Annotated in this window: 20 protein-coding genes; 15 read left to right on the forward strand and 5 right to left on the reverse strand. The window is 65.3% G+C overall.

From position 1 onward, the window contains the following. Nucleotides 1-63 precede the first annotated feature (63 nt). Nucleotides 64-1,707 (forward strand): benzoate-CoA ligase family protein, encoded by a 1,644-nt coding sequence (locus tag ACVWY5_RS11675; RefSeq protein ID WP_028331488.1) that lies wholly within the window; start codon nucleotides 64-66, stop codon nucleotides 1,705-1,707. Nucleotides 1,708-1,753: 46 nt separating this feature from the next. Here ACVWY5_RS11675 and ACVWY5_RS11680 read toward each other — a convergent pair whose 3' ends face one another. Next, complete coding sequence (locus ACVWY5_RS11680; RefSeq protein ID WP_028331487.1) at nucleotides 1,754-3,367, reverse strand: DHA2 family efflux MFS transporter permease subunit; 1,614 nt, start codon at nucleotides 3,365-3,367, stop codon at nucleotides 1,754-1,756. Between the two features lie 8 nt (nucleotides 3,368-3,375). Continuing rightward, entirely contained in the window at nucleotides 3,376-4,560 is a 1,185-nt protein-coding gene (locus ACVWY5_RS11685; RefSeq protein ID WP_028331486.1) for an HlyD family secretion protein, read from the reverse strand. A 155-nt stretch (nucleotides 4,561-4,715) separates the two neighbouring features. On the opposite strand from ACVWY5_RS11685, the gene ACVWY5_RS11690 reads away from it, so the two are divergent. Next, complete coding sequence (locus ACVWY5_RS11690; protein ID WP_028331485.1) at nucleotides 4,716-5,420, forward strand: TetR/AcrR family transcriptional regulator; 705 nt, start codon at nucleotides 4,716-4,718, stop codon at nucleotides 5,418-5,420. Nucleotides 5,421-5,429: 9 nt separating this feature from the next. Here ACVWY5_RS11690 and ACVWY5_RS11695 read toward each other — a convergent pair whose 3' ends face one another. Beyond that, a complete protein-coding gene (locus ACVWY5_RS11695) occupies nucleotides 5,430-7,124 on the reverse strand; it encodes an ATP-binding protein (RefSeq protein ID WP_080666911.1) in 1,695 nt (564 codons plus the stop codon). Nucleotides 7,125-7,273: 149 nt separating this feature from the next. Beyond that, nucleotides 7,274-8,200 (reverse strand): LysR family transcriptional regulator, encoded by a 927-nt coding sequence (locus tag ACVWY5_RS11700; RefSeq protein WP_028331483.1) that lies wholly within the window; start codon nucleotides 8,198-8,200, stop codon nucleotides 7,274-7,276. Nucleotides 8,201-8,355: 155 nt separating this feature from the next. On the opposite strand from ACVWY5_RS11700, the gene ACVWY5_RS11705 reads away from it, so the two are divergent. The 12 genes from ACVWY5_RS11705 (at nucleotide 8,356) to ACVWY5_RS11760 (ending at nucleotide 22,596) form a co-directional block, all read left to right on the forward strand. Continuing rightward, nucleotides 8,356-9,387: a class 1 fructose-bisphosphatase gene (locus tag ACVWY5_RS11705; protein ID WP_430648770.1), complete on the forward strand. Its 1,032-nt coding sequence runs from the start codon at nucleotides 8,356-8,358 to the stop codon at nucleotides 9,385-9,387. 10 nt (nucleotides 9,388-9,397) lie between these two features. Continuing rightward, nucleotides 9,398-10,273: a phosphoribulokinase gene (locus ACVWY5_RS11710; protein ID WP_028331481.1), complete on the forward strand. Its 876-nt coding sequence runs from the start codon at nucleotides 9,398-9,400 to the stop codon at nucleotides 10,271-10,273. Further along, a complete protein-coding gene (gene tkt / locus ACVWY5_RS11715) occupies nucleotides 10,270-12,291 on the forward strand; it encodes a transketolase (RefSeq protein ID WP_028331480.1) in 2,022 nt (673 codons plus the stop codon). Before ACVWY5_RS11710 ends, tkt begins: the two co-directional genes overlap by 4 nt. A gap of 15 nt (nucleotides 12,292-12,306) precedes the next feature. Further along, a complete protein-coding gene (fba, locus tag ACVWY5_RS11720; RefSeq protein WP_028331479.1) occupies nucleotides 12,307-13,389 on the forward strand; it encodes a class II fructose-bisphosphate aldolase in 1,083 nt (360 codons plus the stop codon). A gap of 36 nt (nucleotides 13,390-13,425) precedes the next feature. Next, nucleotides 13,426-14,883, forward strand: a complete 1,458-nt coding sequence (locus ACVWY5_RS11725; RefSeq protein ID WP_038377118.1) for a form I ribulose bisphosphate carboxylase large subunit — start codon at nucleotides 13,426-13,428, stop codon at nucleotides 14,881-14,883. Between the two features lie 12 nt (nucleotides 14,884-14,895). Further along, the gene (locus ACVWY5_RS11730) at nucleotides 14,896-15,321 is read left to right on the forward strand and encodes a ribulose bisphosphate carboxylase small subunit (protein ID WP_028331477.1); all 426 of its coding nucleotides are present in this window, start codon (nucleotides 14,896-14,898) and stop codon (nucleotides 15,319-15,321) included. Between the two features lie 108 nt (nucleotides 15,322-15,429). After that, on the forward strand, nucleotides 15,430-16,371 hold the full coding sequence (cbbX, locus tag ACVWY5_RS11735; protein ID WP_050386984.1) for a CbbX protein: 942 nt from the start codon (nucleotides 15,430-15,432) through the stop codon (nucleotides 16,369-16,371). After that, nucleotides 16,368-17,084: an HAD family hydrolase gene (locus tag ACVWY5_RS11740; RefSeq protein WP_028331475.1), complete on the forward strand. Its 717-nt coding sequence runs from the start codon at nucleotides 16,368-16,370 to the stop codon at nucleotides 17,082-17,084. Before cbbX ends, ACVWY5_RS11740 begins: the two co-directional genes overlap by 4 nt. 616 nt (nucleotides 17,085-17,700) lie before the next feature. Then, a complete protein-coding gene (gene chvE, locus ACVWY5_RS11745; protein WP_028331474.1) occupies nucleotides 17,701-18,774 on the forward strand; it encodes a multiple monosaccharide ABC transporter substrate-binding protein in 1,074 nt (357 codons plus the stop codon). A 163-nt stretch (nucleotides 18,775-18,937) separates the two neighbouring features. Continuing rightward, nucleotides 18,938-20,518, forward strand: a complete 1,581-nt coding sequence (gene mmsA / locus ACVWY5_RS11750) for a multiple monosaccharide ABC transporter ATP-binding protein (RefSeq protein WP_028331473.1) — start codon at nucleotides 18,938-18,940, stop codon at nucleotides 20,516-20,518. Further along, nucleotides 20,515-21,705 carry a multiple monosaccharide ABC transporter permease gene (gene mmsB, locus ACVWY5_RS11755; protein ID WP_028331472.1) on the forward strand — a complete coding sequence of 397 codons (1,191 nt, stop codon included), beginning with the start codon at nucleotides 20,515-20,517 and terminating at the stop codon, nucleotides 21,703-21,705. Before mmsA ends, mmsB begins: the two co-directional genes overlap by 4 nt. A gap of 57 nt (nucleotides 21,706-21,762) precedes the next feature. Beyond that, nucleotides 21,763-22,596 carry an inositol monophosphatase family protein gene (locus ACVWY5_RS11760; protein ID WP_050386980.1) on the forward strand — a complete coding sequence of 278 codons (834 nt, stop codon included), beginning with the start codon at nucleotides 21,763-21,765 and terminating at the stop codon, nucleotides 22,594-22,596. Between the two features lie 268 nt (nucleotides 22,597-22,864). Here the strand turns inward: ACVWY5_RS11760 and ACVWY5_RS11765 are convergent, their stop codons facing one another. Next, complete coding sequence (locus ACVWY5_RS11765) at nucleotides 22,865-24,232, reverse strand: glycosyltransferase family 87 protein (RefSeq protein ID WP_157346020.1); 1,368 nt, start codon at nucleotides 24,230-24,232, stop codon at nucleotides 22,865-22,867. A 179-nt stretch (nucleotides 24,233-24,411) separates the two neighbouring features. Between ACVWY5_RS11765 and ACVWY5_RS11770 the strand changes: the two genes are divergently transcribed. Beyond that, the gene (locus ACVWY5_RS11770; protein WP_321176772.1) at nucleotides 24,412-25,140 is read left to right on the forward strand and encodes a DUF4336 domain-containing protein; all 729 of its coding nucleotides are present in this window, start codon (nucleotides 24,412-24,414) and stop codon (nucleotides 25,138-25,140) included. Nucleotides 25,141-25,151 lie beyond the last annotated feature (11 nt).

Genomic DNA, 25,151 nt, shown 5'->3' on the forward strand with positions numbered 1-25,151 from the left:
CTCGATATTGGTCTTCTCGATATTGGTCTTGGCCTTTCTGGATGGAAAGCGAGGGGCGATCGAATGTCAGGTGAATTTCCCGGGCTCGGCCCATCCGGGCATGTCGACGATTTCGCACGGCGCAACCTGCCGCCATCAGAGCAATGGCCGCAGCTCGTGCTCGACCGGCCCGAATTCAAATATCCCGACTATCTCAACGCCGCGGTCGAGCTGACCGACCGCATCGTCGCGCAGGGGATGGGCGATCGCATCGCGCTGATCGGCAACGGCCGCCAGCGCACCTACAAGGAACTGACCGACTGGTCGAACCGCCTCGCGCACGCGCTGGTGGAGAATTACGGCGTCAAGCCCGGCAATCGCGTGCTGATCCGCTCGGGCAACAACCCGGCGCTGGTCGCGGCCTGGCTCGCGGCGACCAAGGCCGGTGCCGTCGTCGTCAACACCATGCCGATGCTGCGCGCCGGCGAATTGGCCAAGATCGTCGACAAGGCCGAGATCTCGCTGGCGCTGACCGACAGCCGCATCGCGGATGAACTGGTGGCCTGCGCCAAGACCAGCAAATTCCTCAAGCAGGTCGTCAATTTCGACGGCACGCAGAACCACGACGCCGAGCTCGACCGGATCGCGCTGAACAAGCCGGTCAAGTTCGATGCGGTGAAGACCGGCCGCGACGACGTTGCGCTACTGGGCTTCACGTCGGGCACGACGGGCGAGCCCAAGGCGACCATGCACTTTCACCGCGATCTCCTGATCGTTGCCGACGGCTATGCGAAGGAAGTGCTCAAGGTCACACCCGACGACGTGTTCGTCGGCTCGCCGCCGCTTGCGTTTACGTTCGGCCTCGGGGGGCTCGCGATCTTCCCGCTGCGCTTCGGCGCCACCGCGACGCTGCTGGAGAATGCGGCGCCGAGCGAGATGATCCGGATCATCGAAACTTACAAGGCGACGATCTGCTTTACCGCGCCCACCGCCTATCGCGCGATGATGGCCGCGATGGACAAGGGCGCCGATCTGTCGTCGCTGCGGCTCGCCGTCTCGGCCGGCGAGACGCTGCCCGCGCCGGTGTTCGAGAGCTGGACCAGGAAGACCGGCAAGCCGATCCTCGACGGCATCGGCAGCACCGAGCTGCTGCACATCTTCATCACCAACCGCACCGGCAGCGCCGTCGGCGGCTCCACGGGCACGCCTGTCTCGGGATACGAGGCCAAGATCGTCGACGAGGACATGAACGAGCTGCCGGCGGGCCAGGTCGGCAAGCTGGCGGTGCGTGGTCCGACCGGCTGCCGCTATCTCGCCGACTCCCGGCAGACCAAATATGTCCGCGACGGCTGGAACATCACCGGCGATGCCTTCGTCCGCGACGAGAACGGCCGGCTGTCGTTCGTGGCGCGGGCCGACGACATGATCATCTCGGCGGGCTACAACATCGCCGGTCCCGAGGTCGAGGCCGCGCTGCTCGGCCATCCCGATGTGGCGGAGTGCGCCGTGATCGGCGCACCCGACGAGGAGCGGGGGCAGATCGTCTCGGCGTTCATCGTGCTGATGCAGGGCGCGCGCTGCGACGAGGTCGAGGTCAAGCTGCTTCAGGATCACGTCAAGGCGACGATCGCGCCGTACAAATATCCGCGCGCGATCGCCTTCGTCGAGGCGCTGCCGAAGACCCAGACCGGGAAGATCCAGCGCTTCAAGCTACGCGAAGCAAGCTGAGCGGGGACGACGGCCTTTGGCCGTCGCCCAAGAGATCAACAAGAGATCAATGCGCCGCGCCGCCGCCGGCGGCGTTCTTCGGCTTGCCGGTCAAGAGGATCGCGATCGCGGCGAACACCAGCACGATGCCGATCACGGCAAAGGTGTCGCTGAAACCAAGCACCAGAGCCTGGCGCTTCACGATATTGCCGAGCGCCACGATCGCCTGGTGATGCGCGGTCGCCGGATCGGAGATGCCGTGGCTGAGGAAGTAGTTGGTGACCTCGGCGATCCGGGTGCGCACCTCCTCGCGGCCGAGGTCGACCGACTGGCCGATGATGTTGGAGTGGAATTGCTCGCGTTTGGTGACGATGGTGGCGAGCAGCGCCGTGCCGATCGCGCCGCCAAGATTGCGCATCATGTTGGAGATGCCGGAGGCCGCCGCCGCATCCTGCGGCGCGACGCTGCCGAGGCTGACCGCGGACAGTGGCGCCAGCATGATCGCCTGGCCGACCGCACGGACGATGTTCGGGACGAAGAACTGGTCGCCGGAGTAATCGAGCGACATCGCGATGTTCATGAAGGAGGAGACCGCGAACAGGATCATGCCGGTGAAGGCGATGAAGCGCGGATCGAAACGTTGCATCAGCTTCGGCACCAGCGGGATCAGGATCAGTTGCGGCAGGCCGGTCCAGGCCAGCACCTGGCCGATCTGCTCGGCGTTGTAGCGCTGCACCTGGCCGAGATAGGCCGGCAGCAGGTACACGGAGCCGAACAGCGCGAAGCCGACGAAAACCGCCGAGATGGTGCCGAACCCGAAGCTGCGCTGGGTCAGGAGGCGCAGCCGGATCAGCGGCTTTTCGACGACGAGCTCGATCCAGACGAACAGAGTGAGGCTGACGGCGGCGATCACCGCGAGCTTGACGATGAAGGGCGAGCCGAACCAGTCGTTCTTGTTGCCTTCCTCGAGCACGGCCTGCAACGACGACAGGCCGATCGCCATCGTGACGATGCCGAGCCAGTCGCCCTCACGGAGCAGATGCAGCTGCATCGGCTGGCGCTCCAGCGTGAAATAGAGCGTAATGACCATCACCGCGGTCGGGATCACATTGACGAAGAAGATGGTCTGCCACCCGTAATTCTCGGTGAGGTAGCCGCCGATGGTCGGGCCGATCGCGGGGGCGAAGGTCACGGCGAGCGCGAACATGGCAAGGCCGACCGGCTGCTGGGCCTTCGGCAGCTTGGTGAACACCAGCGTGAAGGCCATCGGGATCAGCACGCCGCCAAAGAAGCCCTGCAAGCCGCGCATCGCGATCATCGACGGCAGGTCGTGGGTGAAGGCACAGGCGACCGAGAAGATCGCGAACAGGGTGGCGAAGCCGATGATGATCTTGCGGAAGGAAAACACCCGGCTGAGATAGTCGGTCAGCGGGATCACCACGATCTCGCCGATCAGATAGGAGGTCGAGATCCAGGAGCCGTTGTCGACGCCGGTTCCGATGCCGCCCTCGATGTTGAGCAGCGAGGCGTTGGTGATCTGGATGTTGAGGATCGCCATGAAGGCGCCGATCATGGCGGCGACGATGGAAATCCAGACCGCCATGCTGGCGCGGTTGGGATCGGCAGTCGCCGCTGCCGCGCGGGGCGCAGCAGCCGGGGAGGAGAGCGCGAGATCGGACATGACATCACCTATTTGAATGCGGCGACAGCGAGCTTGGGAGAGGCGCTGGAGCGCGGCGCCTCGCCGGGTTGCGACAAGGTTGCGATGGTCGGGATGACCGACATGCCGGGCCGCAATTCGACCGAAGTCGCATCGAGCGCGATCTTCACCGGGATGCGCTGCACCACCTTGGTGAAATTGCCGGTCGCATTGTCTGGCGGCAGCAGCGCGAACTCCTGGCCGCTGGCGGGCGCGAGACTGTCGACATGGCCGCGCACCACCTGTCCCGGGAACATGTCGACCGCGATCTCGACCGGCTGACCCTTGCGGACATTGGTGAGCTGCGTCTCCTTGTAGTTCGCGATCACATAGGCGCCGGTGGCGGGCACCAGCGACATCAGCTGCGTGCCGGCCTGGACGAACTGGCCGGTGCGCAGCGTGCGGTTGCCGACCACGCCGTCGATCGGGGCTGATATGGTGGTGTAGCCGAGGTTCAGCTCGGCCTGATGCTGGAGCGCGGTTGCGCGCGCCTGCGCCGCGACCGCCTGGGCAATGTCGGCCTTGAGCAACTCGACCTGGCGGAGCGCGGAGGCGAGGTTTGCGGTATCGCGCGCGACGGCGGCCTGTGCGCTGGCGTAGCGCGACTGCGCCTGCTGCGCGTTCTGCACGCTGCCGAAGCCGGTGCCGGCGAGGTCGGTGTAGCGCTTGTTCTCCTGCTCGGCGAAGGTCTGCGTCGCGGTGTCCACGGCGAGGGTCGCGCGTGCCGCTTCGATCACCGACTGCTGCACATCGAGCTGCGCATGCTTGCTGGCGATCGCGGCTTCGGCTGCCGCGACGTCAGCCTTGGCCTGATCCAGCGCGACCCTGAAATCGCGATCGTCGATCCGCGCCAGCATCTGGCCGGCGCGCACATGCTCATTGTCGCCCACCAGCACCGCGCTGAGATAGCCGGAGACTTTTGGTGCGATCGTCGTGTTATCGGCCTTCACATAGGCGTCGTCGGTCGAGACCTGGAAGCGGCCGACGGTCCAGTAGTCCCAACCGTACCAGGCTCCGCCCGCGAGCATGGCGAGCGCCGCGCCGGCCAGCAGCAGGCGGCGAAGCCTGCCCTTGGCGGCGGGCGGTTTGGCGGCTTCCGGGTTGGCGATCAATTGCTTGGCGGTCTCGGCCGGAACCTGGCTCTCGGCCCTGAATGACGTCTCATGCTGGCTCATGGCGGTGCTCCTGATCCGTCTATCCTTTTGGAAAGTCTTGCCAATTCCGGCCGACGTCCGCGAGATTAATTAGGAAACTTGATGTTTTCCAAAATAAAGCCCATATTGGGAGTGTCAATAGAATGACAGGCATCATTTAAAAGCATGGCTCGCGGATGAACCGGAATGACAAGGATCAGACTGAGCAAGACGCACCGCCGCGGCGCGGCCGCGGGCGGCCGCAGCTGCGTTCCGACGACGAGACGCGCGCGCTGATCTATGACGCCGCGCGGCGCGAGTTCTCCGAGCGCGGCTTCGCCGCGGCCAACATCGCCGACGTGGCCTGCCGCGCCGGCGTCTCCACCAAGACGCTTTACCGGCTGATCCCGACCAAGCTGGCGCTGTTCGAGGGCACGGTGACGGACCGGATGGACCGGTTCATATCCGCCGTAAATCTCGGCGCCTGCGACGGCCGCGATATCGCGGCGGCCCTGGAGGCCGCACTCTCGACCTGTGGTGAGCTGATACTCGATGCCGAGGTCATCGCGCTCCAGCGCATCATCCTGGCCGACAGCGACAAATTCCCCGACATCGCCGAGATGTTCTACGAGAAGGCGATGCAGCGGACCCTTGGCGCGCTGGCTGCGTGGCTAAGCGTGCAGCAGCGGCGGGGACGGATCGCGGTGGACGACGCGGAAGCTGCTGCGGGCATGCTGCTCGGCATGCTCGTGTTCCAGCCGCAACGCGACGTGATGTACGGCCACAGGCCGCCGCCGTCGCGGGCGCAGATCGAGGCCCGCGCCAGGGCCTGTGCGGCACTGTTCCTGTCGGGATGCGCCGTGCCGGCCGACCAGATCAAGAAGCAAAGCGGAGACGCGTGACGCCCCGCGTCACTTGCCCATTGCCGCCGCCGGCGGCTGGGCCAGCACCTGCCGGATCATCCGCGCGAGATCGGATTTGCGGTAGGGCTTCGGCAGCAGCGTCACATCCGGGTCGAGACGGCCGTGGTGGATGATCGCGTCCTCGGTGTAGCCGGAGGTGAAGAGCACGCGCACCGAGGGCAGTTTGGCGATCACGGCATCGGCGACCTGCCGGCCGTTCATGCCGCCGGACATGATGACGTCGGTGAACAGCACGTCGCAGACGAACCCCTTGTCGACCGCGGCCAGTGCTTCCGGGCCGTTGGCGGTGACCATGGTGCGATAGCCAAGCTGCTCGAGCTGGGCGCTGACGTAATTGCGCACCAGCGGATCGTCCTCGACGACCAGGATGGATTCATTGCCGCCGCGCGTGTCGACCGGAGGAGGCGGCTCGACGTCGATCATGTCGCCACTGCTGCGCGGCAGATAGAGCTTGATCGAGGTGCCGTGGCCCTCCTCGGAATAGATCTTGAGGTGTCCGTTGGACTGCTTGATGAAGCCGTACACCATGCTGAGCCCGAGGCCGGTGCCCTTGCCGGTGTCCTTGGTCGTGAAGAACGGCTCGAACACCTTGTCGCGGATTCCCGCCGGGATACCACCGCCGGTGTCGCTGACCGCGACCATCACATATTCACCCGCCCGCACATCGGGGTTGGCGACGGCATAAACCTCGTCGAGGATGACGTTGCTGGTCTCCAGCATCAGCTTGCCGCCATCGGGCATCGCGTCGCGGGCATTGACCGCGAGATTGAGCAGCGCGGTCGCCATGTGGTTCGGATCGATGAAGGCCGACCAGGCATCGGGCTCGAGCGCGGTATCGATCTCGATCTGCTCGCCGAGCGAGGGGCGCAGCAGCCGCGCGGTGTCCTGCACCAGCGTGTTGAGGTTGGCTTCACGCGGCTGCAGCGGCTGCTGCCGCGAGAAGGCCAGCAGGTGCTTGGTCACTTCGGCGCCGCGAAACGCCGCGTCGCTGATCATCTTGGTGACCGACGATAGCGCGGCATCGTGCTCGACGGCTTCGGCGAGGATGTCGATCAGGCCGGTGATGACGGTCAGGATATTATTGAAGTCGTGGGCGATGCCGCCGGTAAGGTGCCCGACGGCCTCCATCTTCTGCACCTGGCGCAGCTTCTGCTCGGCCTCGAGCTGTTCGCGGGCGGCCTCGACTTCGCGGGCGCGCATGAAGATTTCCGCTTCCATCTGCTCGGTGCGCTCGCGCAACCGGTCGGTCAGCTCGTCCTGCTCGGCACCGCGCTGCTTCAACTGGATGAAGCTGGTGACGTCTTCGACACGATGGATGATGTAGGTGAACTGCCCGTTCGGCCCCAACACCGGCGTATTGCGCGGGCTCCAGTAGCGTTCCTCGAAGCCGCCGCCCTCCGACTCGGGCTTGCGGATATCGTATTTCTGCACCGTCATGGTGTCGGGACGGCGGAACTGGACCACGCGCTCGAGCGAGGCGCGCAGGTTCCGCACGCCGTCGGCGGCCGGGTCGTCCGGATTGTCAGGGAACACCTCGAACAGCCCGCGCCCGAGGATCGCGGCGCGCTCGGTCTTGGTGGCGCGCAGATAGGCGTCGCTTGCTGCCACGATGCGGAAGTCGGGCTGGGTCAGCACCAGATAGAGGCCGGGCGCCGCCTCGAATAACGCCTTGAAGTCAGGCATCGGCGGGGACTGGTTCTGCAGTTCATCCTCCCTCGCAGGGATACGGTCCGCCACTGACCGCACTCAAGATGTGACATGCGCTTGCCGGAACTTCAATGGTTAACATACGGTACCAGCTCGATTTTTCGCGTCGCGGCGGCTCCGGCGCGCTAGTTTGAATTCGGCAGATAGCGCCAGCCCTCCTTGCCGAGGAAATCCAGCATGGCTTGCGCGGGCGGCAGCAGGATCTTGTCGGCGCGCCTGATCGCGTGCCACTGCCGGACGATCGGCAGGCCCTTCACCTTGAGCACCACCAGCCGGCCATCCTCCAGCTCATGGAACACCGTGTGCTGGGAGATGAAGGCGATGCCGAGCCCCGCCATCACCGCCTGCTTGATGGTCTCGTTGCTGTCCATCGCCATGCCGAGTTTCGGCTCCAGCCCGACCCGCTCGAAATATTGCTGCATCAGCATCCGCGTGCCCGATCCTTGCTCGCGAGTAATGAAGGTTTCGTTGGCGAGTTCCGACGGGGCGACGTGCCGCCGCCGCGCCAGCCGATGATCGGGCGCGGCGACGATGAAGTGCGGATGCCGGCCGAGCGGCTTCATCTCGACCTCGACATCGGCCGGCGGCCGGCCCATCACCGCGATGTCGAGATCATAGCCGCGCAGCGCGTCGCGAATCTCCTCGCGGTTGCCGATCCTGAGCGTGACCTCGATCTTGGGAAAGCGGCGCGAGAACGCCGCGATCGCGAACGGCACGAAGTATTTCGCGGTGGAGACCGCGCCCATCGCGACGCGGCCGCCGCTGCGGCCGGCGATCATGTCGAGCGACTGCTCGCAATCCTTCAGCGCCGCCTCGATCCGCTCGACCAGCGTCAGCACATGCGCGCCGGCATCCGTCAGCGCCATGCCGTCGCCGGTGCGCTGGATCAGCGGCAACCCGGCGAGCGCCTGCAGATTGCGGAGCTGCAACGTCACCGCGGGCTGCGTCAGGTTCAACCGGTTGGCGGCCGACGTGATCGAACCGGCCTCGTGCAAGGTCGACAGTGCGCGCAGCTGGCGGATGGTGAGATCCCGCGAGAAGTTGCCGGCCATGACAAACTCCATAAGAAATACTTTGCCCGGACCAAAGATAATAAAATTTCCCTAATTGGGCAATTCGCGCGTTGATAGGGCGAAGGCGACTCCCCTGAGGTCGCCTCTCGAAGCCTCGGGACAGAGGGCGCGATCATAGGGAGAGGCCGGTGGAGATTCGTCCTGCATTGCATGCCCATCTGGAGTGGCCGACGCAACACAACCCGTTGCGTGCCGCGACCGTTGTGGTGATCGAAGCCCTTGCGCGTGCGGCGATCGAGCTCTCGCACATCATTGCCGCCGGGCCGCTCGCCGGAATCGGCGGCGAGAGCGGCGGCGTCAATCCCGACGGCGATCGCCAGAAGACGATCGACATCGTCGCCGACGATCTGATGCGGAACGCGCTGCGCACCGCGCCGGTCGCCGCGGTGCTGTCGGAGGAGGTCGAGCTGCCCGAGACGCTCGATCCCGACGCGCCGCTCTGCGTCGCGATCGATCCGCTCGATGGATCCGCCAATCTCGAAAACAACATCTCGATCGGCACGATCTTCTCGATCCGGCCGAAGGGAAACGACGTCATCTCGACCTTCTTCGAGCCCGGCACGGCGCAATGTGCCGCCGGCTGCTTCATCTACGGTCCGCAGACCGTGCTGGTGCTGGCGCTAGACCAGCGCGTCGACTGCTTCACGCTGGACCCGCGAAGTGGCGAGTTCGTCCTGACCGCGCGCGATCTGCGCGTGCCGCAGGATGCGTCGGAATTCGCCATCAATGCCTCGAACCGGCGACACTGGAGCGGCCCGGTGCGCAGCTACATCGACGATTGCCTCGCCGGCGTGAACGGCGAGCGCGGGCAGGACTTCAACATGCGCTGGATCGGCTCGCTGGTCGCTGAGGCCTACCGCATCCTGATGCGCGGCGGCGTGTTCCTGTATCCGGCGGATGCGCGCCAGGGCTACCGCGAAGGCCGGTTGCGCCTGCTGTACGAGGCGCATCCGATCGCACTGATCATGGAATGGGCGGGCGGCGCCGCGTCGAATGGCCGGTCGCGCATTCTCGAACTGTCGGCACGCACGCCGCATCAGCGCGTGCCGCTGATCATGGGATCGGCGCGCGCCGTGCGCGACGTCGATGCGATCCACCTGACCGTCGAGCCGTTGTTCGAGAGCAGCGATGCCCCGCTGTTCGCGCGGCGCGGCCTGTTCCGCTGAGGAGGACCGCATGTCACGCCGGCATCCCATCATCTCGATCACCGGCTCCTCCGGGGCCGGCACCACCTCGGTGAAGAAGACGTTCGAGAACATCTTCCGCCGCGAGAACGTGGTCGCCGCCTATATCGAGGGCGACGCGTTCCACCGCTACGACCGCGCCGAGATGCGCAGCCTGATGGCGGAAAGAGCCGAGCGCGGCAACAAGCACTTCAGCCATTTCAGCCCCGAGACCAATTTGTTCGAGGAGCTGGAGAAGCTGTTCAGCGACTATGCCGAGACCGGCACCGGAACGACGCGGCACTATGTGCACGACGAGGAGGAAGCGCGGCTCTACGGCGCCAAGCCCGGCACCTTCACCGCATGGGAGGCGCTGCCGGAAAATTCCGACCTCTTGTTCTACGAGGGTCTGCATGGCGCCGTGGTCACCGACAAGGTGAATGTCGCGCAGCATGCCGACCTCAAGATCGGCGTCGTGCCGGTCATCAACCTCGAGTGGATCCAGAAGCTGCACCGCGATCGCAGCCATCGCGGCTACTCCACCGAGGCGGTGACCGACACCATCCTGCGCCGCATGCCGGACTACGTGAATTACATCTGTCCGCAATTCACCGAGACCGACATCAACTTCCAGCGCGTGCCGACCGTCGACACGTCGAACCCGTTCATCGCGCGCTGGATCCCGACGCCGGATGAATCGATGGTCGTGATCCGCTTGAAGAACCCGCGCGGCATCGACTTCCCCTATCTGCTCTCGATGATCCCGAACAGCTTCATGTCGCGCGCCAATTCGATCGTGGTGCACGGCGCCAAGCTCGACCTCGCGATGCAGCTCATCCTGACCCCGCTGATCCTGCAATTGATCGAACGAAAGAGGCGAACGATATGACCGCACTTGCGTCCGTTGCCAGCCGCCCCGAAATCAGCCACGACGAGATGGCCAACGCCATCCGCTTCCTCGCCGTCGACGCGGTGGAGCAGTCGAAATCCGGCCACCCCGGCATGCCGATGGGCATGGCCGACGTCGCGACCGTGCTGTTCACGGACTTCCTGAAGTTCGATCCGGCCGATCCAGCCTGGCCCGACCGCGACCGCTTCGTGCTGTCGGCCGGTCACGGCTCGATGCTGCTCTACGCGTTGCTCTATCTGACGGGCTACGAGAGCATGACGCTCGACCAGCTCAAGGCGTTCCGGCAGTGGGGATCGAAGACCCCGGGCCATCCCGAGTACGGCCACACCCCTGGAGTCGAGACCACGACCGGGCCGCTCGGGCAGGGGATTGCGACCGCGGTCGGCATGGCGCTCGCCGAGCGGCTGATGAACGCCCGCTTCGGCGACGACCTGGTCGACCACTACACCTATGTGATCGCCGGCGATGGCTGCCTGATGGAAGGCATCAGCCATGAGGCGATCTCGCTCGCCGGCCATTTGCGGCTGAACCGCCTGATCGTGCTGTTCGACGACAACCATATCTCGATCGACGGCGCCACCTCGCTGTCCTGCTCGGACGACCAGACGGCGCGGTTCAAGGCCAGCGGCTGGAACGTCAACCGCATCGACGGCCACGATCCGCAGGCGATCACCGCGGCGGTCAGGCAGGCACGATCGAGCGATCGTCCGTCGCTGATCGCCTGCCGCACGGTGATCGGGTTCGGTGCACCGAACCGGCAGGGCAGCGAGAAGGTGCATGGCGCGCCGCTCGGTGCCGATGAGGTGGCGAAGACACGAGCCGCGCTGCGCTGGCCGTATCCGGCCTTCGAAATTCCCGATGCGGTGCTGGCGGAGTGGCGCGACCTCGGCGGCCGCGGCCGCGACGCGCGGCGGGCCTGGATCGAGCGTTCGCGCAGCGCCTGCAAGGGCGACAAGGCCGAGCGGTCTCCGTTCCATGATGCGCTGAACCGGAAATTGCCCTGCGCCTATGCCGAGGCGATGGCAAAGCTCTTGGCGCGGTTCGCGACCGAGCGGCCGAAGCTTGCCACCCGCCAAGCCTCGCAGCAGGTCATCGACGTGATCGCGGAGGCCTTGCCCAACCTGCTGGGCGGCTCGGCCGATCTGACGCACTCCAACCTGACGCTGGCGAAGTCGCAGGTTTCGGTGCGGCCGGAAACGCTCGACGGCAGCTACATCCACTACGGCATTCGCGAACACGGCATGGCCGCGGCGATGAACGGCATCGCGCTGCACGGCGGGTTCATTCCCTATGGCGGCACCTTTCTCAGCTTTGCCGATTACAGCCGGCCGGCGATCCGCCTCGCGGCGCTGATGGGGATCCGCGTCATCCATGTGATGACCCACGATTCCATCGGGCTCGGCGAGGACGGACCGACCCATCAGCCGGTCGAGCATCTGGCCGCGCTGCGGGCAATCCCGAACGTCCTGGTGTTCCGCCCGGCCGACGCGGTCGAGACAGCGGAAGCGTGGGACTGTGCGCTGAAGGCGGAGACCTCGCCGTCGATCCTCTGCCTGTCGCGGCAGGCGCTGCCGACGGTTCGCGACGGCAGCAAGGACAACCAGGTCGCGCTCGGCGCCTACGTTCTCGTCGAGCCGGCCTTCGCGCGTGACGTCACCCTGATTGCAACGGGTTCGGAGGTGGCGATCGCGCTCGAAGCCGCAAAGCTGCTGGCGGAAGACGGGGTACAGGCCGCGGTCGTCTCGGCCCCGTGCTTCGACCTGTTCCGCCAGCAGCCGAGCGACTATCGCGCCCAGGTGCTGGGCAGCGGCCCACGTGTCGGCGTGGAGGCTGCGGTCGAGGGCGACTGGGCGCGCTGGCTCGGCGACGACGGTGCGTTCGTCGGCATGAGCGGCTTCGGCGCTTCCGCGCCGGCGGACGTGCTCTACCGCGAATTCGGCATCACGCCCGCGGCAATCGCTGCTGCAGCAAAACAGCTCATTCAACGAGCGAATTGAAAGGAGGACGCCACCATGGCGCGGATAACCCTGAGGCAGTTGCTGGACCACGCCGCCGAACGCGGCTACGGCGTTCCGGCCTTCAACATCAACAATATGGAGCAGGGCCTCGCCATCATGGAGGCGGCGGCTTCCTGCGATGCACCTGTCATCATCCAGGCCTCGCGCGGCGCGCGGTCCTATGCCAACGACATCATGCTGGCGAAGATGATCGACGCGCTCGAGGAGATGCATCCGCAGATTCCGCTCTGCCTGCATCTCGATCACGGCAACGAAGAGGCGACCTGCGCCACCGCGATCCGCTACGGCTTCACCTCCGTCATGATGGACGGCTCGCTCAGGGCCGACGCCAAGACCGCGGCCGACTATGAGTACAATGTCGATATCACCCGCCGGGTCGTCGACATGGCCCACTGGGTCGGCGCGTCGGTCGAAGGCGAACTCGGCGTGCTCGGCTCGCTCGAGCATGGCGGCGGCGAGCAGGAGGACGGTCACGGCGTCGAAGGCAAGCTGAGCCATGACCAACTGCTCACCGATCCCGACCAGGCGGTCGATTTCGTCCGCGCCACCAAGGTCGATGCGCTCGCGATCGCGATGGGCACCTCGCACGGCGCCTACAAGTTCACGCGGCGGCCCGACGGCGAGATCCTGGCGATGCGCGTGGTCGAGGAGATCCATAGCCGCCTGCCGAACACGCATCTGGTGATGCACGGCTCGTCCTCGGTGCCGCAGCCGCTGCAGGACATGTTCAACCAGTTCGGCGGCGAGATGCCGCAGACCTGGGGCGTCCCGGTCGAGGAGATCGTCCGCGGCATCAAGCACGGGGTGCGCAAGGTCAATATCGACACCGATTGCCGCCTGGCGATGGCGGCGGCCTTCCGCAAGGTCGCCGTCCAGTCGAAGAGCGAGTTCGATCCGCGCAAATTCCTGAAGCCGGCGATGGATGCGCTGCGCGAACTCTGCCGTGACCGCTTCGAGCAATTCGGCACGGCCGGCAATGCCGCCAGGATCAAGGTGGTTGCACTGCCGGAGATGGCCCGCCGCTATCGCGCCGGCGCGCTCGATCCGCAAATTGGAAAGATGACCCAGGCCGCCTGAGCAAATGGCGACGAACCACAGGAGATTTCGATGAATATGCAGCAGTCGATCACCGTGCGCGGCAAGGATCGCTACAAGTCCGGTGTGATGGAATACAAGCGTATGGGCTATTGGGAGCCGAACTACGAGCCCAAGGACACCGACGTCATTGCCTTGTTCCGCGTCACGCCGCAAGACGGCGTCGATCCGACCGAAGCCTGCGCGGCGGTGGCGGGCGAATCCTCGACCGCGACCTGGACCGTGGTGTGGACCGACCGGCTGACGGCCGCGGAGAAATACCGGGCGAAGTGCTACCGCGTCGATCCGGTGCCGAATTCGCCGGGCAGCTACTTCGCCTATATCGCCTACGACCTCGACCTGTTCGAGCCGGGCTCGATCTCGAACCTGACGGCCTCGATCATCGGCAATGTGTTCGGCTTCAAGCCGCTGAAGGCGTTGCGGCTCGAGGACATGCGGCTGCCGACCGCCTATGTGAAGACATTCCAGGGGCCGGCGACCGGCATCGTGGTGGAGCGCGAGCGGCTCGACAAGTTCGGCCGTCCATTGCTCGGCGCCACCGTGAAGCCGAAGCTCGGCCTGTCCGGCCGCAACTATGGCCGCGTCGTCTATGAGGCGCTGAAAGGCGGGCTCGATTTCACCAAGGACGACGAGAACATCAACTCGCAGCCCTTCATGCACTGGCGCGAGCGCTTCCTCTATTGCATGGAGGCGGTCAACCGCGCGCAGGCCGCGACCGGCGAGATCAAGGGGACCTATCTCAACGTCACCGCGGCGACCATGGAGGACATGTACGAGCGCGCCGAGTTCGCTCATGAGCTCGGCTCCAACATCGTCATGATCGACCTTGTGATCGGCTACACCGCGATCCAGTCGATGGCGAAGTGGGCACGCAGGAACAACATGATCCTGCATCTGCATCGCGCCGGCCACTCGACCTACACGCGGCAGCGCAGCCACGGCGTCTCGTTCCGCGTGATCGCGAAATGGATGCGGCTCGCCGGCGTCGATCACATCCATGCCGGCACGGTGGTCGGCAAGCTCGAGGGCGATCCGAACACCACCCGCGGCTATTACGACATCTGCCGCGAGGACTTCAATCCGTTGCATCTGGAGCACGGCGTGTTCTTCGATCAGAACTGGGCCAGCCTCAACAAGCTGATGCCGGTGGCCTCCGGCGGCATTCATGCCGGCCAGATGCACCAGCTGCTCGATCTGCTCGGCGAGGACGTCGTGCTGCAGTTCGGCGGCGGCACCATCGGACATCCCCGCGGCATCCAGGCCGGCGCCACCGCCAACCGCGTCGCGCTGGAAGCCATGATCCTCGCCCGCAACGAGGGGCGCGACTACGTCCATGAGGGGCCGGAGATCCTGGCCAAGGCGGCGCAGACCTGCACGCCGCTGCGCGAGGCGCTCGACGTCTGGAAGGACGTCACCTTCAACTACGAGTCGACCGACGCCCCCGATTTCGTTCCCACGCCGAGCATGGCGGTCTGAGAGGAGATACTCATGCGCGTTACCCAAGGCTGCTTCTCGTTCCTGCCCGATCTCACCGACGAGCAGATCGCCGCGCAGGTGCAATACTGCCTCGACAAGGGTTGGGCGGTGAACATCGAGTTCACCGACGATCCGCACCCCCGCAACACCTATTGGGATATGTGGGGCCTGCCGATGTTCGACCTGCGCGACGCGGCCGGCATCATGAAGGAACTCGCCGACTGCCGGCGGGTCTATGGCGACCGCTATATCCGGGTCTCCGGCTTCGATTCCAGCCCGGGCTGGGAGTCCGTACGCATCTCCTTCATCGTCAACCGGCCGCGCGAGGAGCCGGGCTTCCGGCTCGACCGCTCGGAGGCTGCCGGACGCAACCTGCGTTACGCGACCCATTCCTACGCAGCGGGCCGCCCCGAGGGCGAACGCTACGCAGATCAGTAACCGCGTCCGGTTTGCAAACCAGGCGGATTGCTCCCTCGACCGTCTGGTCCGGATGCACTTCTCCGTCGTCGCCGCCGCGGCGACGGAGCTTTTCCAGGCGAGAGGACAATGACGCAAGCGCAAGAACAGATCAGCGAACAAATCCGCGAGACCCCGCTCGAGACCATCGACCTCCGGCATGAATTCGCCGACCTCGGTATCGGCGACGTGCTCGACCAGCTCGATTCCGAATTGATCGGCCTGAAGCCGGTGAAGACCCGCATCCGCGAGATCGCCTCGCTGCTGCTGGTCGAACGCATCAGGCAGAAGATGGCGTTGGCAACGACGTTTCCGACCCTGCACATGTCGTTCACCGGCAACCCCGGCACCGGCAAGACCACGGTCGCGCTGCGGATGGCCGGAATCCTGCATCGGCTCGGCTTCGTGCGCCGCGGCCACGTCATCAGCGTCACGCGCGACGACCTCGTCGGCCAATATATCGGCCACACCGCGCCGAAGACGAAGGAAATATTGAAGAAGGCGATGGGCGGCGTCCTGTTCATCGACGAGGCCTATTACCTCTATCGTCCGGAAAACGAGCGCGATTACGGGCAGGAGGCGATCGAGATCCTGCTGCAGGTGATGGAGCAGCAGCGCGAGGATCTGGTGGTGATCCTGGCCGGCTATGGCGACCGCATGGAGAAATTCTTCCAGAGCAATCCGGGCTTCCGCTCCCGGATCGCGCATCACATCGACTTCCCGGACTATTCGGACGGCGAGTTGCTCTGGATCGCCGAGCTGATGTTGCAGCAGCAGAATTATCGGTTCTCCCCGGAAGCGCGCGAGGCCTTCATCCGTTACATCGCCGTGCGCAAGGAACAGCCGCTGTTCTCCAATGCGCGCTCGATCCGCAATGCGCTCGATCGCATCCGGCTGCGCCAGGCCAACCGGATCGTGGCGAAGCTCGACCGCACGCTGACGGCCGACGACGTGATGTCGATCGAGGCCGGCGACGTGCTCGCCAGCCGGGTGTTCGTCAAAGGCGCCGGTGCGCCGGGCGAGGGACGATGAACGAGGCGCTCGCCGTGATCCGGACCGCCGGGATGCGCGACATCATCGCGAGCGCCCGCGCCCTGATCTTCGATGTCGACGGCACGCTCGCCGAAACCGAGGAGGTGCACCGCCGCGCCTTCAATGAAGCCTTTGCCGAAGCCGGCCTCGATTGGTTCTGGGACCAGGTCACTTACGCGCGGCTGCTTCGGGTGGCCGGAGGCAAGGAGCGCATCCGCGCCTTCGACCAGCGCAACGCGGTCCCAATGCTGACATTCGCCGAGATCGCCGACCTGCACAGGATCAAGACCGCGCGCTACGCCGCGCTGATTGCCGCCGGCGGCTGCCCGTTGCGGCCGGGTGTCAGGGCCTGGCTCGCCGGCGCGCGCAGCCGCGGCCAGCGCCTGGCGATCGCAACGACCACCTCGCATGGCAATATCGATGCGCTGCTCTCGGTTTCGCTCGGGCTGGACTGGGCCAATCAGTTCGAGGCGATCGTTGCCGGTGACGACGTGCCGCGGAAGAAGCCGGCGCCCGATGTCTACACCGAAGTCCTGACCCGGCTCGGGCTCGGGCCGGGAGATTGCGTCGCAATCGAGGATTCCGGCAACGGCCTCGCCGCCGCGGCGCGCGCCGGCATCCCCGTCGTCATCACCCGCAGCACCTATTTCAGCGACGACGATTTTGCCGAGGCTCTGCTGGTTGTCGACGATCTCTCCGACATCGACGCCTGAAGGTCGCTGCCGCCGGCCGGGCAGCTCAGACCAATTTATTCTGGTGGTGAAATAAATGATGCTTGCATCCATGGCAGGGTGAGGGCACAATCCCCGCCAAAGGTTGCCAGAAACAGTGCCGCGCCACCTGGGGGCTATGGGACCTGCCAGTGATTCCAGACAGTACTCCCGCGACCCTCCACATCTCCGATTAATTTCTTCGGAAAACTAAATAAATGGCCAGTCGGTGCCTGCGTCCATATGGTAGGGGCAACATCAACCAAAGGGTGCAGAAAACGGCGGCGCACCGCCAGACGTCCTGTCGGACACTGGCGCTCGCCGACGCTTCCGGGAGACCGGCGCCTCATGATCCTCCACGTCATTCCTGCGCCTCGTTCGCCCCACGACATGACGCCCGGCTGAACCCGGCATTGCGGGATCGACATGGCCGACCATGCGGAGTGAGCATTGGCGCTGTTGACGGGTTCGACCGACATTCCGCAATTTCGGTTCGTGACGGTCCCGGCGCCGATCCGACGCCGCCGTAGAATCTGCGGCCGGCCCACGAACGATAGCCGTCGATTGACGCTGTCCACGGCAATGGGAAGCCCAACTCAAAAAAGCAGGGGAGTGAAGCATGTTCAAATTGAAGACCACCTTGTTCGCGCTTGCGCTGGCCGGCCTTGCCGCGACGGCGCTCGATCGCGGCGCCATGGCCCAGAGCAAGGCCACCATCGGCATCGCGATGCCGACAAAATCCTCGGCGCGCTGGATCGACGACGGCAACAACATGGTCAAGGTGCTGAAGGAGCGCGGCTACGGCACCGATCTGCAATATGCCGAAGACGACATTCCGAACCAGCTCTCCCAGGTCGAGAACATGGTGACCAAGGGCGCCAAGGTGCTGGTCATCGCCGCCATCGACGGCACCACCTTGTCCGATGTCCTGAAGCAGGCCAAGGCCCAGGGCATCACGGTGATCGCCTATGACCGCCTGATCCGCGACACCCCCAACGTCGACTATTACGCGACCTTCGACAATTTCCAGGTCGGTGTGCTGCAGGCCCAGTCGATCGAGAACGCGCTCGGGCTCAAGGAGAGCAAGGGGCCCTTCAACATCGAGCTGTTCGGCGGCTCGCCCGACGACAACAACGCGTATTTCTTCTACGACGGCGCGATGTCGGTGTTGAAGCCCTATATTGACAGCGGCAAGCTCGTGGTCGGCAGCGGCCAGACGGGCATGAACAAGGTCGCGACGCTGCGCTGGGACGGAGCAACCGCGCAGGCGCGGATGGACAACCTGCTCAGCGCGTTCTACGGCAAGAAGCGCGTCGACGCGGTGCTGTCGCCCTATGACGGCCTGTCGATCGGCATCATCTCCTCGCTGAAGAGCGTCGGCTATGGCAGCAAGGACCAGCCGATGCCGTATATCAGCGGACAGGACGCCGAAGTCCCCTCGATCAAGGCGATGCTGCGCGGCGAGCAATATTCGACCATCTTCAAGGACACCCGCGACCTCGCCAAGGTCACGGCCGACATGGTCGACGCCGTGCTGAGCAAGAAGGAGGTCAGCGTCAACGACACCAAGACCTACAACAACGGGGTCAAGGTGGTTCCGTCCTATCTTCTCAAGCCGGTCGTGGTGGATAAGACCAATTGGGAGAAAGTCCTGATTGACAGCGGCTATTACAAGCGCTCGCAATTCGACTAGAGCGTTTTCGGGCGAAGTGGGTACCGGCGTGAGGAAAACGCATCAAAACTAGAATCTGGAGCCCCGTTCCGATTTAATCGGAACGGAATAGGCTCTAGGGCGGATCGCCGGCAAGCGGCGGCGGACCGCGCCGGGGACGACCGACGTTGCGGGACCTGATCCGATGACGGCAATGCTTGAGATGCGCGGCGTCAGCAAGAGCTTTGCCGGCGTGCAGGCGTTGCGCGACGTCAGCTTCACTGTCGAGGCCGGGCAGATCCATGCGCTGGTCGGCGAAAACGGCGCCGGCAAGTCGACCTTGATGAAGGTGCTGAGTGGGGTCTATCCGGCCGGCAGTTACGATGGGTCGATCGTGTTCGACGGCGAGGAGCGGCGCTTCCGCGACATCAACGACAGCGAGGCGCTCGGGATCATCATCATCCATCAGGAGCTGGCGCTGATCCCGCTGATGTCGATTGCCGAGAACATCTTTCTGTCGCATCCGCCGTCGCGGTTCGGCGTCATCGACCGCAACGCGGTGCATCGGCGGACCGCCGAGCTGTTGGCGCAGGTCGGCTTGCGGGAGCCGCCGGATACGTTGATCACCGACCTCGGCGTCGGCAAGCAGCAGCTCGTGGAAATCGCCAAGGCGTTGTCCAAGCGGGTGCGTCTCCTGATCCTCGACGAGCCGACCGCAAGTCTCAACGAAGCCGACAGCGCCGCCTTGCTCGAGCGTCTCCTGGCCTTCCGCGAGCAGGGCATCGCCTCGATCCTGATCTCGCACAAGCTGAACGAGGTTGCACGCGTCGCCGACCGCATCACGGTGCTGCGCGACGGCCGCACCGTCGACAGCATCGACTGCCGCACCGAGCGGATCGAGGAGGACCGCATCATCCGCAGCATGGTCGACCGCGATCTGGCGCATCGTTTTCCCGAGCGAAAGGCGGAGATCGGCGAACCCGTGATGACGGTGGAGAACTGGTCGGTGTATCACCCGCTGCATACCGAGCGGCAGGTGATCAAGAATGTCGACTTCACGCTGCGGCGCGGCGAGGTGGTCGGCATCGCCGGCCTGATGGGCGCCGGCCGCACCGAGTTCGCCATGAGCCTGTTCGGCCGCGCCTGGGGCACCAACGTCTCCGGAAAGGTCCGCCTCGATGGACGCGAGGCCGATCTGTCCAGCGTGCCGGCCGCGATCGATGCCGGCATTGCCTATGTCACGGAAGACCGTAAGCAGCTCGGGCTGATCCTTGCCGCCGACGTCCGCAAGAACGTGACGGTGGCGAGCCTGCGCCAGGTGTCGGAGCGCGGCGTGATCGACGACGTCGCCGAGCTGAAAGCCGCGAGCGACTACCGCACCCGGATGCGGATCCGCTGCTCCGACGTCTATCAGGCGACCGGCGACCTCTCGGGCGGCAACCAGCAGAAGGTCGTGCTGTCGAAATGGCTGATGACCGATCCGAGGGTGCTGCTGCTGGACGAGCCGACACGCGGGATCGACGTCGGCGCGAAATACGAGATCTACTCCATCATCAACGAGCTGGCCGAGGCCGGCAGGGGCGTCGTGGTGATCTCCTCGGAGATGCCCGAACTGCTCGGCATCTGCGACCGGATCTGCGTGATGAACGACGGCGCCTTCGTCGGCGAGTTCGCTGCGCACGATGCGACGCAGGAGAAGATCATGCGCGCCATCATGCGCAATGTCAGAATGTCCGGACGCGGCGCCGACGAGAGGGCGGCACGCGCCGGAGGAGGGGCACCATGACCGACAAGACGGTATCACTTCCCGAGGCCCCCAGGCATTCCGGCTTCATCAAGAACAATCTGCGCAACTACGGCATGCTGCTGTCGCTGCTCGCGATCATGCTGTTCTTCGAGATCGTGACCGACGGCACGCTGTTGCAGCCGCTCAACCTCACCAATCTCGTGCTGCAGAACAGTTACATCGTCATCATGGCGCTCGGCATGCTGCTGGTGATCGTCACCGGGCATATCGATCTTTCGGTCGGCTCGGTCGCGGGCTTCGTCGGCGCGGTCGCGGCGGTGCTGATGGTGCGCTACCATGTCAGCTACCCGATTGCCTTCGTCGCCTGCCTCCTGGTCGGCGCCGCGATCGGTGCGGCGCAGGGCTATTGGGTGGCCTATTTCGGCATTCCGTCCTTCATCGTGACGCTGGCGGGCATGCTGGTGTTCAAGGGCCTCGCGCTCGCGGTCCTGCAGGGCCAGTCGGTCGGGCCGTTCCCGCCGACCTTCCAGAAGCTGTCGTCGGGCTTCATCCCCGAGCTGTTCCCGAGTGCAGGCACGCTCTATCCGACGTCGCTCGCGATCGGCATCGTCCTGGCGTTTGTGCTGGTGCTGGCGACCGCCAGGAGCCGGGCGCGCGAGCAGGCGCACGGCATCGCCGTCGAGCCCTACGCGTTTTTCATCGTCAAGAGCATCGCGCTGGCGGGCGCGGTGCTCTACTTCACCTATCTGATCGCTTCGCATCGCGGCCTGCCCAATGTGCTCGTCATCATGACCGTCTTGATCGCGCTCTATGGCTTCGTCACGCGACGGACGGTGATCGGGCGGCAGATCTACGCGGTGGGCGGCAATGCCAAGGCGGCGAAACTGTCGGGCGTCAAGACCGAACGGCTCACCTTCTTCACCTTCGTCAACATGGGCGCGCTGGCCGCGCTTGCAGGGCTGGTGTTCGCAGCCCGGCTCAACACCGCGACGCCGAAGGCCGGCCTCGGCTTCGAGCTCGATGTGATCGCCGCCTGCTTCATTGGCGGTGCGTCGGCCTATGGCGGCGTCGGCCGGGTCGGCGGCGCGGTGGTCGGTGCCATGATCATGGGCGTCATGAACAACGGCATGTCGATCCTCGGTATCGGCATCGATTATCAGCAGGTGATCAAGGGCCTCGTGCTGCTTGGCGCCGTCTGCATCGACGTCTACAACCAGCGCCGCTGACCGCCACGCAGTCACAATTCCACGATAGGGTGCCGGAGCAACGCAGGAGAATGCCGCGTGAAACTGTCCCATGCCGACGCGCTGAACATCGGAGCCATCCTTGCCGAAGTCGCCCGCAGCGAGATCATGCCGCGGTTCCGCCGCGTGCGGGAGATCGAGGTCCGCACCAAGACATCGGCATTCGACGTCGTCACCGAAGCCGATGAGCTTGCCGAGCAGGCGATATCGGCGGCGCTGCTGCGGGCGTTTCCGAATGCAGTTGTGATCGGCGAGGAGGGCGCCGCGCGTGATCCGGCCGCGCTCGATCAGCTCGGAACCGCGGAGCTTGCCTTCATCATCGATCCGATCGACGGCACGCGGAACTTCACCTCGAGCCTGCCGCTGTTCGGCACCATGGTGGCCGCCACCATGCGCGGCGAGATCGTATTCGGTGCGATCCATGATCCGGTCAGCAACGACACTGCATTTGCGCTGCGCGGCGAGGGCGCGTGGCTTGCGATGCCGGACGGCGGGCGGCATGACCTGAAGGTGGCTCCCGCCGTGTCGGTCAAGCAGATGGATGCGATCGTCGGCGTCAACTTCCTGCCCGAGCCGCTGCGCACGATTGTCGCCGGCAATCTTTCGAGGCTCGGCGGCAGCGCCTGGCTCAGATGCGCCGCGCATGAGTATCGCATGGCGGCGTCCGGACATTGCCACCTCTTGTTCTACAACAAGCTGATGCCGTGGGATCATGCCGCGGGCTGGCTGTTGCATCGCGAGGCCGGCGGCTACAGCGCGCATTTCGACGGATCACCCTACCGGCCGGTCAATCTGACCGGCGGCTTGCTGTGCGCACCCGACGAGGCGAGCTGGCGCGCGGCGCGAGAGGCGATCCTGACGCCGGCTGGATAGAAACAGGACGTGCGGTTCGTCGCGTTGCGGCGGTTATGAGCCACATTGGCTTTCGGATTCAACTGTCAAACAGCTTGTTCGGTGTCGTCCCTGCGAAAGCAGGGACCCATACGCCGCGGCAGGTGTTGTGGAAGGACTCGTCGTCCCAGCGTCGCCGTGACAACCGGCTTTTGTGGTTATGGGTCCCTGCGTTCGCAGGGACGACATTGAATGTGTTGCGCTGTCAGCGGCCATATTTTTGCCGCGGGGACTTGCGCCGTCGGGCAAATCAGTGATTGGCGATTTCGGCCGCAGCATCCAGCAGTGGCAGATGCCTGATGCGGCGCACGACAAGGATGGCAACTGCCGCAGCGGCGATCGGTGCCAGTTGCAGGCCGTTGGCGCCCGCAGGCACCATGGCGAAGGGCGTCAAATAAAGCGCCGCGAGGGCGATGCGTTCATAGGGCAGCCAGCCCTGCGCAAGCGCCTGCGCGATCAGCCACGCGCCCGGGATCGCCAGGATCACGACCTCATAGTTGCCGAGCGACGGCACGCACAGGCCGGTCATCGCCACCATCAGCGCGATCTCGGCGGCGCCGCCGGGACGTTTTCGCAGCACCAGGATCATGACGGCGATCGCGATTGCGGCCGCGATCACCTGGACGAGCCAGGCCGTGCTGCTGGATCCGCCGGCCAGCCTGACCGCGGCGTAGGGACTGGCGAACTTCTCGAAACCGGGTCCGCCGCCGAGGCTCCAGGCGCTTGCCTCCGGCAGAACGGCAACGAACTTGATCCACGGGTCGATGCCGAAGAAGGCGGTGGCCGCCAGCACAAGCGCGAGCGTCGTTGCGGCCGCTGCAGCGAGCGCGCGCCAGCGCCGCGCCAGGATCAGCACCAGCGGCGCGAGCAGGGCGATCTGCGGCTTGTAGCTGAAGCACCCGAGCAACGCCCCGGCGATCACCGGGTAGCGGTCCAGCGTGACGGCCGATCCGCCGAGCAGGGCCGCCGAGAACAGCGAATTCTGTCCGAACAGCGCGCACACCCACACGGCGGGAAAGGCGAGCGCGGGAACGACGGAGCCGCGCTCGAGCATGGCTCTCACCGCGGCTGCATAGGCGGCGCCGGTTGCGAAGATCCAGATGACGGCCGCCGTTGCAAAGGGAACCAGTGCGAAGGGCATCCAGAACAACAGCGACGTCGGCGGGTAGAAGAACGGTGCGTAGGTGTTCTGACCGAGCACGGCGGCTACAGCGGCGCGGCCTGCGTCGCCATAGGCGTCGCCGGCGCGGCCTTCGAGCGCGAGCTTTGCCGCGGTCCAGAACGCCGCGAAATCATGGCCGACATCCATCGTCGGCGCAGCCCATGGGATGATCGCGATGCAGCCGATGAACAGGACGAGAAATACGCGGGTGAAGGCGGTGACACGATCAGCCGTGAGCCAGTCGGCCTCACGCAACGCGGAGACCAGCGCGCCCGCGCCGTACCGCGGCGAATGCGCGAGTGCCGCCTGCGGCTGACTTGCGGACGCATTCGAGGTTCGGCTGATGGTCGCGCGCGGCATCGCAGCGCCACGATCCGCGTCATCCGCCGCGAAGTGACGCGCGGCGTCATCAGCGAAGGCCAGCCTGTGTCCCTCGAGGTCCGACTTTTGCGACATCGGCCGCTTCATCCCAATCGCGTCGTGCACGCACAACATTTGGATCAAATCGTCTAAGGTTGCGTAAACCCGATCGTTGCAATTGGCCGCGGCGCAATCGGAACCGATGATCGACATTGCCCTTGTCCGCGGCCTGTCATGCCGGGCATGGTAAATGAACCCGCAACGCTGGCGGCGGCATGCGGCGCTCGACGGTCAGGGTTCATCGCGAATGGTGGTATTGCAGCAGTTCGGCCACGACATCTGGATTGCCGGGGGGGCCGAACCTCGCGGTCGCCGGGTTTCACTATCCGACCCGCATGGCCGTCGTCAGGCTGGCGGACGGCGGCCTTTTCATCTGGTCGCCGGTCCGGTTGACGGAGGAATTGCGGGCCGGCGTGGAGGCGCTCGGTCAGGTCCGGCACATCGTGGCGCCCAACTCGCTGCACCATCTGTTCCTCGCCGAGTGGAAGCAGGCCTATCCGGCCGCTGTGCTCCACGCCCCGCCTGGCCTGCGCAAGCGGCGCCGTGACCTCGGCTTCGATGCCGATCTCGCGGATGCGCCGAGCCTCGACTGGGCCGGACAGATCGATCAGGTGGTGATGCGTGGCAACCTGATCACCACGGAGGTGGTGTTCTTCCATGTCGAAAGCGGCACTGTGCTGTTCACCGACTTGCTGCAGCAAATCGCTGCCGAACTGGTCTCCGGCTGGCGGGCGACGATCGCAAAACTCGACCTGATGGTCGGGCCGGAGCCGTCGGTGCCGCGCAAGTTCCGCGTTGCCTTCACCGGCCGCCGCGCCGCGCGTGCGGCCTTGCAAAGGATTTTGGCGTGGCCCGCCGAAAAGGTACTGATGGCCCATGGAACGCCGGTCGAAAAGGATGCGCCGGCATTCTTGCGCCGCGCCTTCGCGTGGCTCTTGGCGTGATGATTTCATCG

The sequence above is a fragment of the Bradyrhizobium sp. USDA 3256 genome, from assembly GCF_054058275.1.

Bases quoted from the DNA above. Each gene is read 5' to 3' on its own strand.
- ACVWY5_RS11675 (WP_028331488.1), top strand. From the start codon at position 64: ATGTCAGGTGAATTTCCCGGGCTCGGCCCATCCGGGCATGTCGACGAT.
- ACVWY5_RS11680 (WP_028331487.1), bottom strand. From the start codon at position 3,367: ATGTCCGATCTCGCGCTCTCCTCCCCGGCTGCTGCGCCCCGCGCGGCA.
- ACVWY5_RS11685 (WP_028331486.1), bottom strand. From the start codon at position 4,560: ATGAGCCAGCATGAGACGTCATTCAGGGCCGAGAGCCAGGTTCCGGCC.
- ACVWY5_RS11690 (WP_028331485.1), top strand. From the start codon at position 4,716: ATGAACCGGAATGACAAGGATCAGACTGAGCAAGACGCACCGCCGCGG.
- ACVWY5_RS11695 (WP_080666911.1), bottom strand. From the start codon at position 7,124: ATGCCTGACTTCAAGGCGTTATTCGAGGCGGCGCCCGGCCTCTATCTG.
- ACVWY5_RS11700 (WP_028331483.1), bottom strand. From the start codon at position 8,200: ATGGCCGGCAACTTCTCGCGGGATCTCACCATCCGCCAGCTGCGCGCA.
- ACVWY5_RS11710 (WP_028331481.1), top strand. From the start codon at position 9,398: ATGTCACGCCGGCATCCCATCATCTCGATCACCGGCTCCTCCGGGGCC.
- tkt (WP_028331480.1), top strand. From the start codon at position 10,270: ATGACCGCACTTGCGTCCGTTGCCAGCCGCCCCGAAATCAGCCACGAC.
- fba (WP_028331479.1), top strand. From the start codon at position 12,307: ATGGCGCGGATAACCCTGAGGCAGTTGCTGGACCACGCCGCCGAACGC.
- ACVWY5_RS11725 (WP_038377118.1), top strand. From the start codon at position 13,426: ATGCAGCAGTCGATCACCGTGCGCGGCAAGGATCGCTACAAGTCCGGT.
- ACVWY5_RS11730 (WP_028331477.1), top strand. From the start codon at position 14,896: ATGCGCGTTACCCAAGGCTGCTTCTCGTTCCTGCCCGATCTCACCGAC.
- cbbX (WP_050386984.1), top strand. From the start codon at position 15,430: ATGACGCAAGCGCAAGAACAGATCAGCGAACAAATCCGCGAGACCCCG.
- ACVWY5_RS11740 (WP_028331475.1), top strand. From the start codon at position 16,368: ATGAACGAGGCGCTCGCCGTGATCCGGACCGCCGGGATGCGCGACATC.
- chvE (WP_028331474.1), top strand. From the start codon at position 17,701: ATGTTCAAATTGAAGACCACCTTGTTCGCGCTTGCGCTGGCCGGCCTT.
- mmsA (WP_028331473.1), top strand. From the start codon at position 18,938: ATGACGGCAATGCTTGAGATGCGCGGCGTCAGCAAGAGCTTTGCCGGC.
- mmsB (WP_028331472.1), top strand. From the start codon at position 20,515: ATGACCGACAAGACGGTATCACTTCCCGAGGCCCCCAGGCATTCCGGC.
- ACVWY5_RS11765 (WP_157346020.1), bottom strand. From the start codon at position 24,232: ATGTCGCAAAAGTCGGACCTCGAGGGACACAGGCTGGCCTTCGCTGAT.
- ACVWY5_RS11770 (WP_321176772.1), top strand. From the start codon at position 24,412: ATGCGGCGCTCGACGGTCAGGGTTCATCGCGAATGGTGGTATTGCAGC.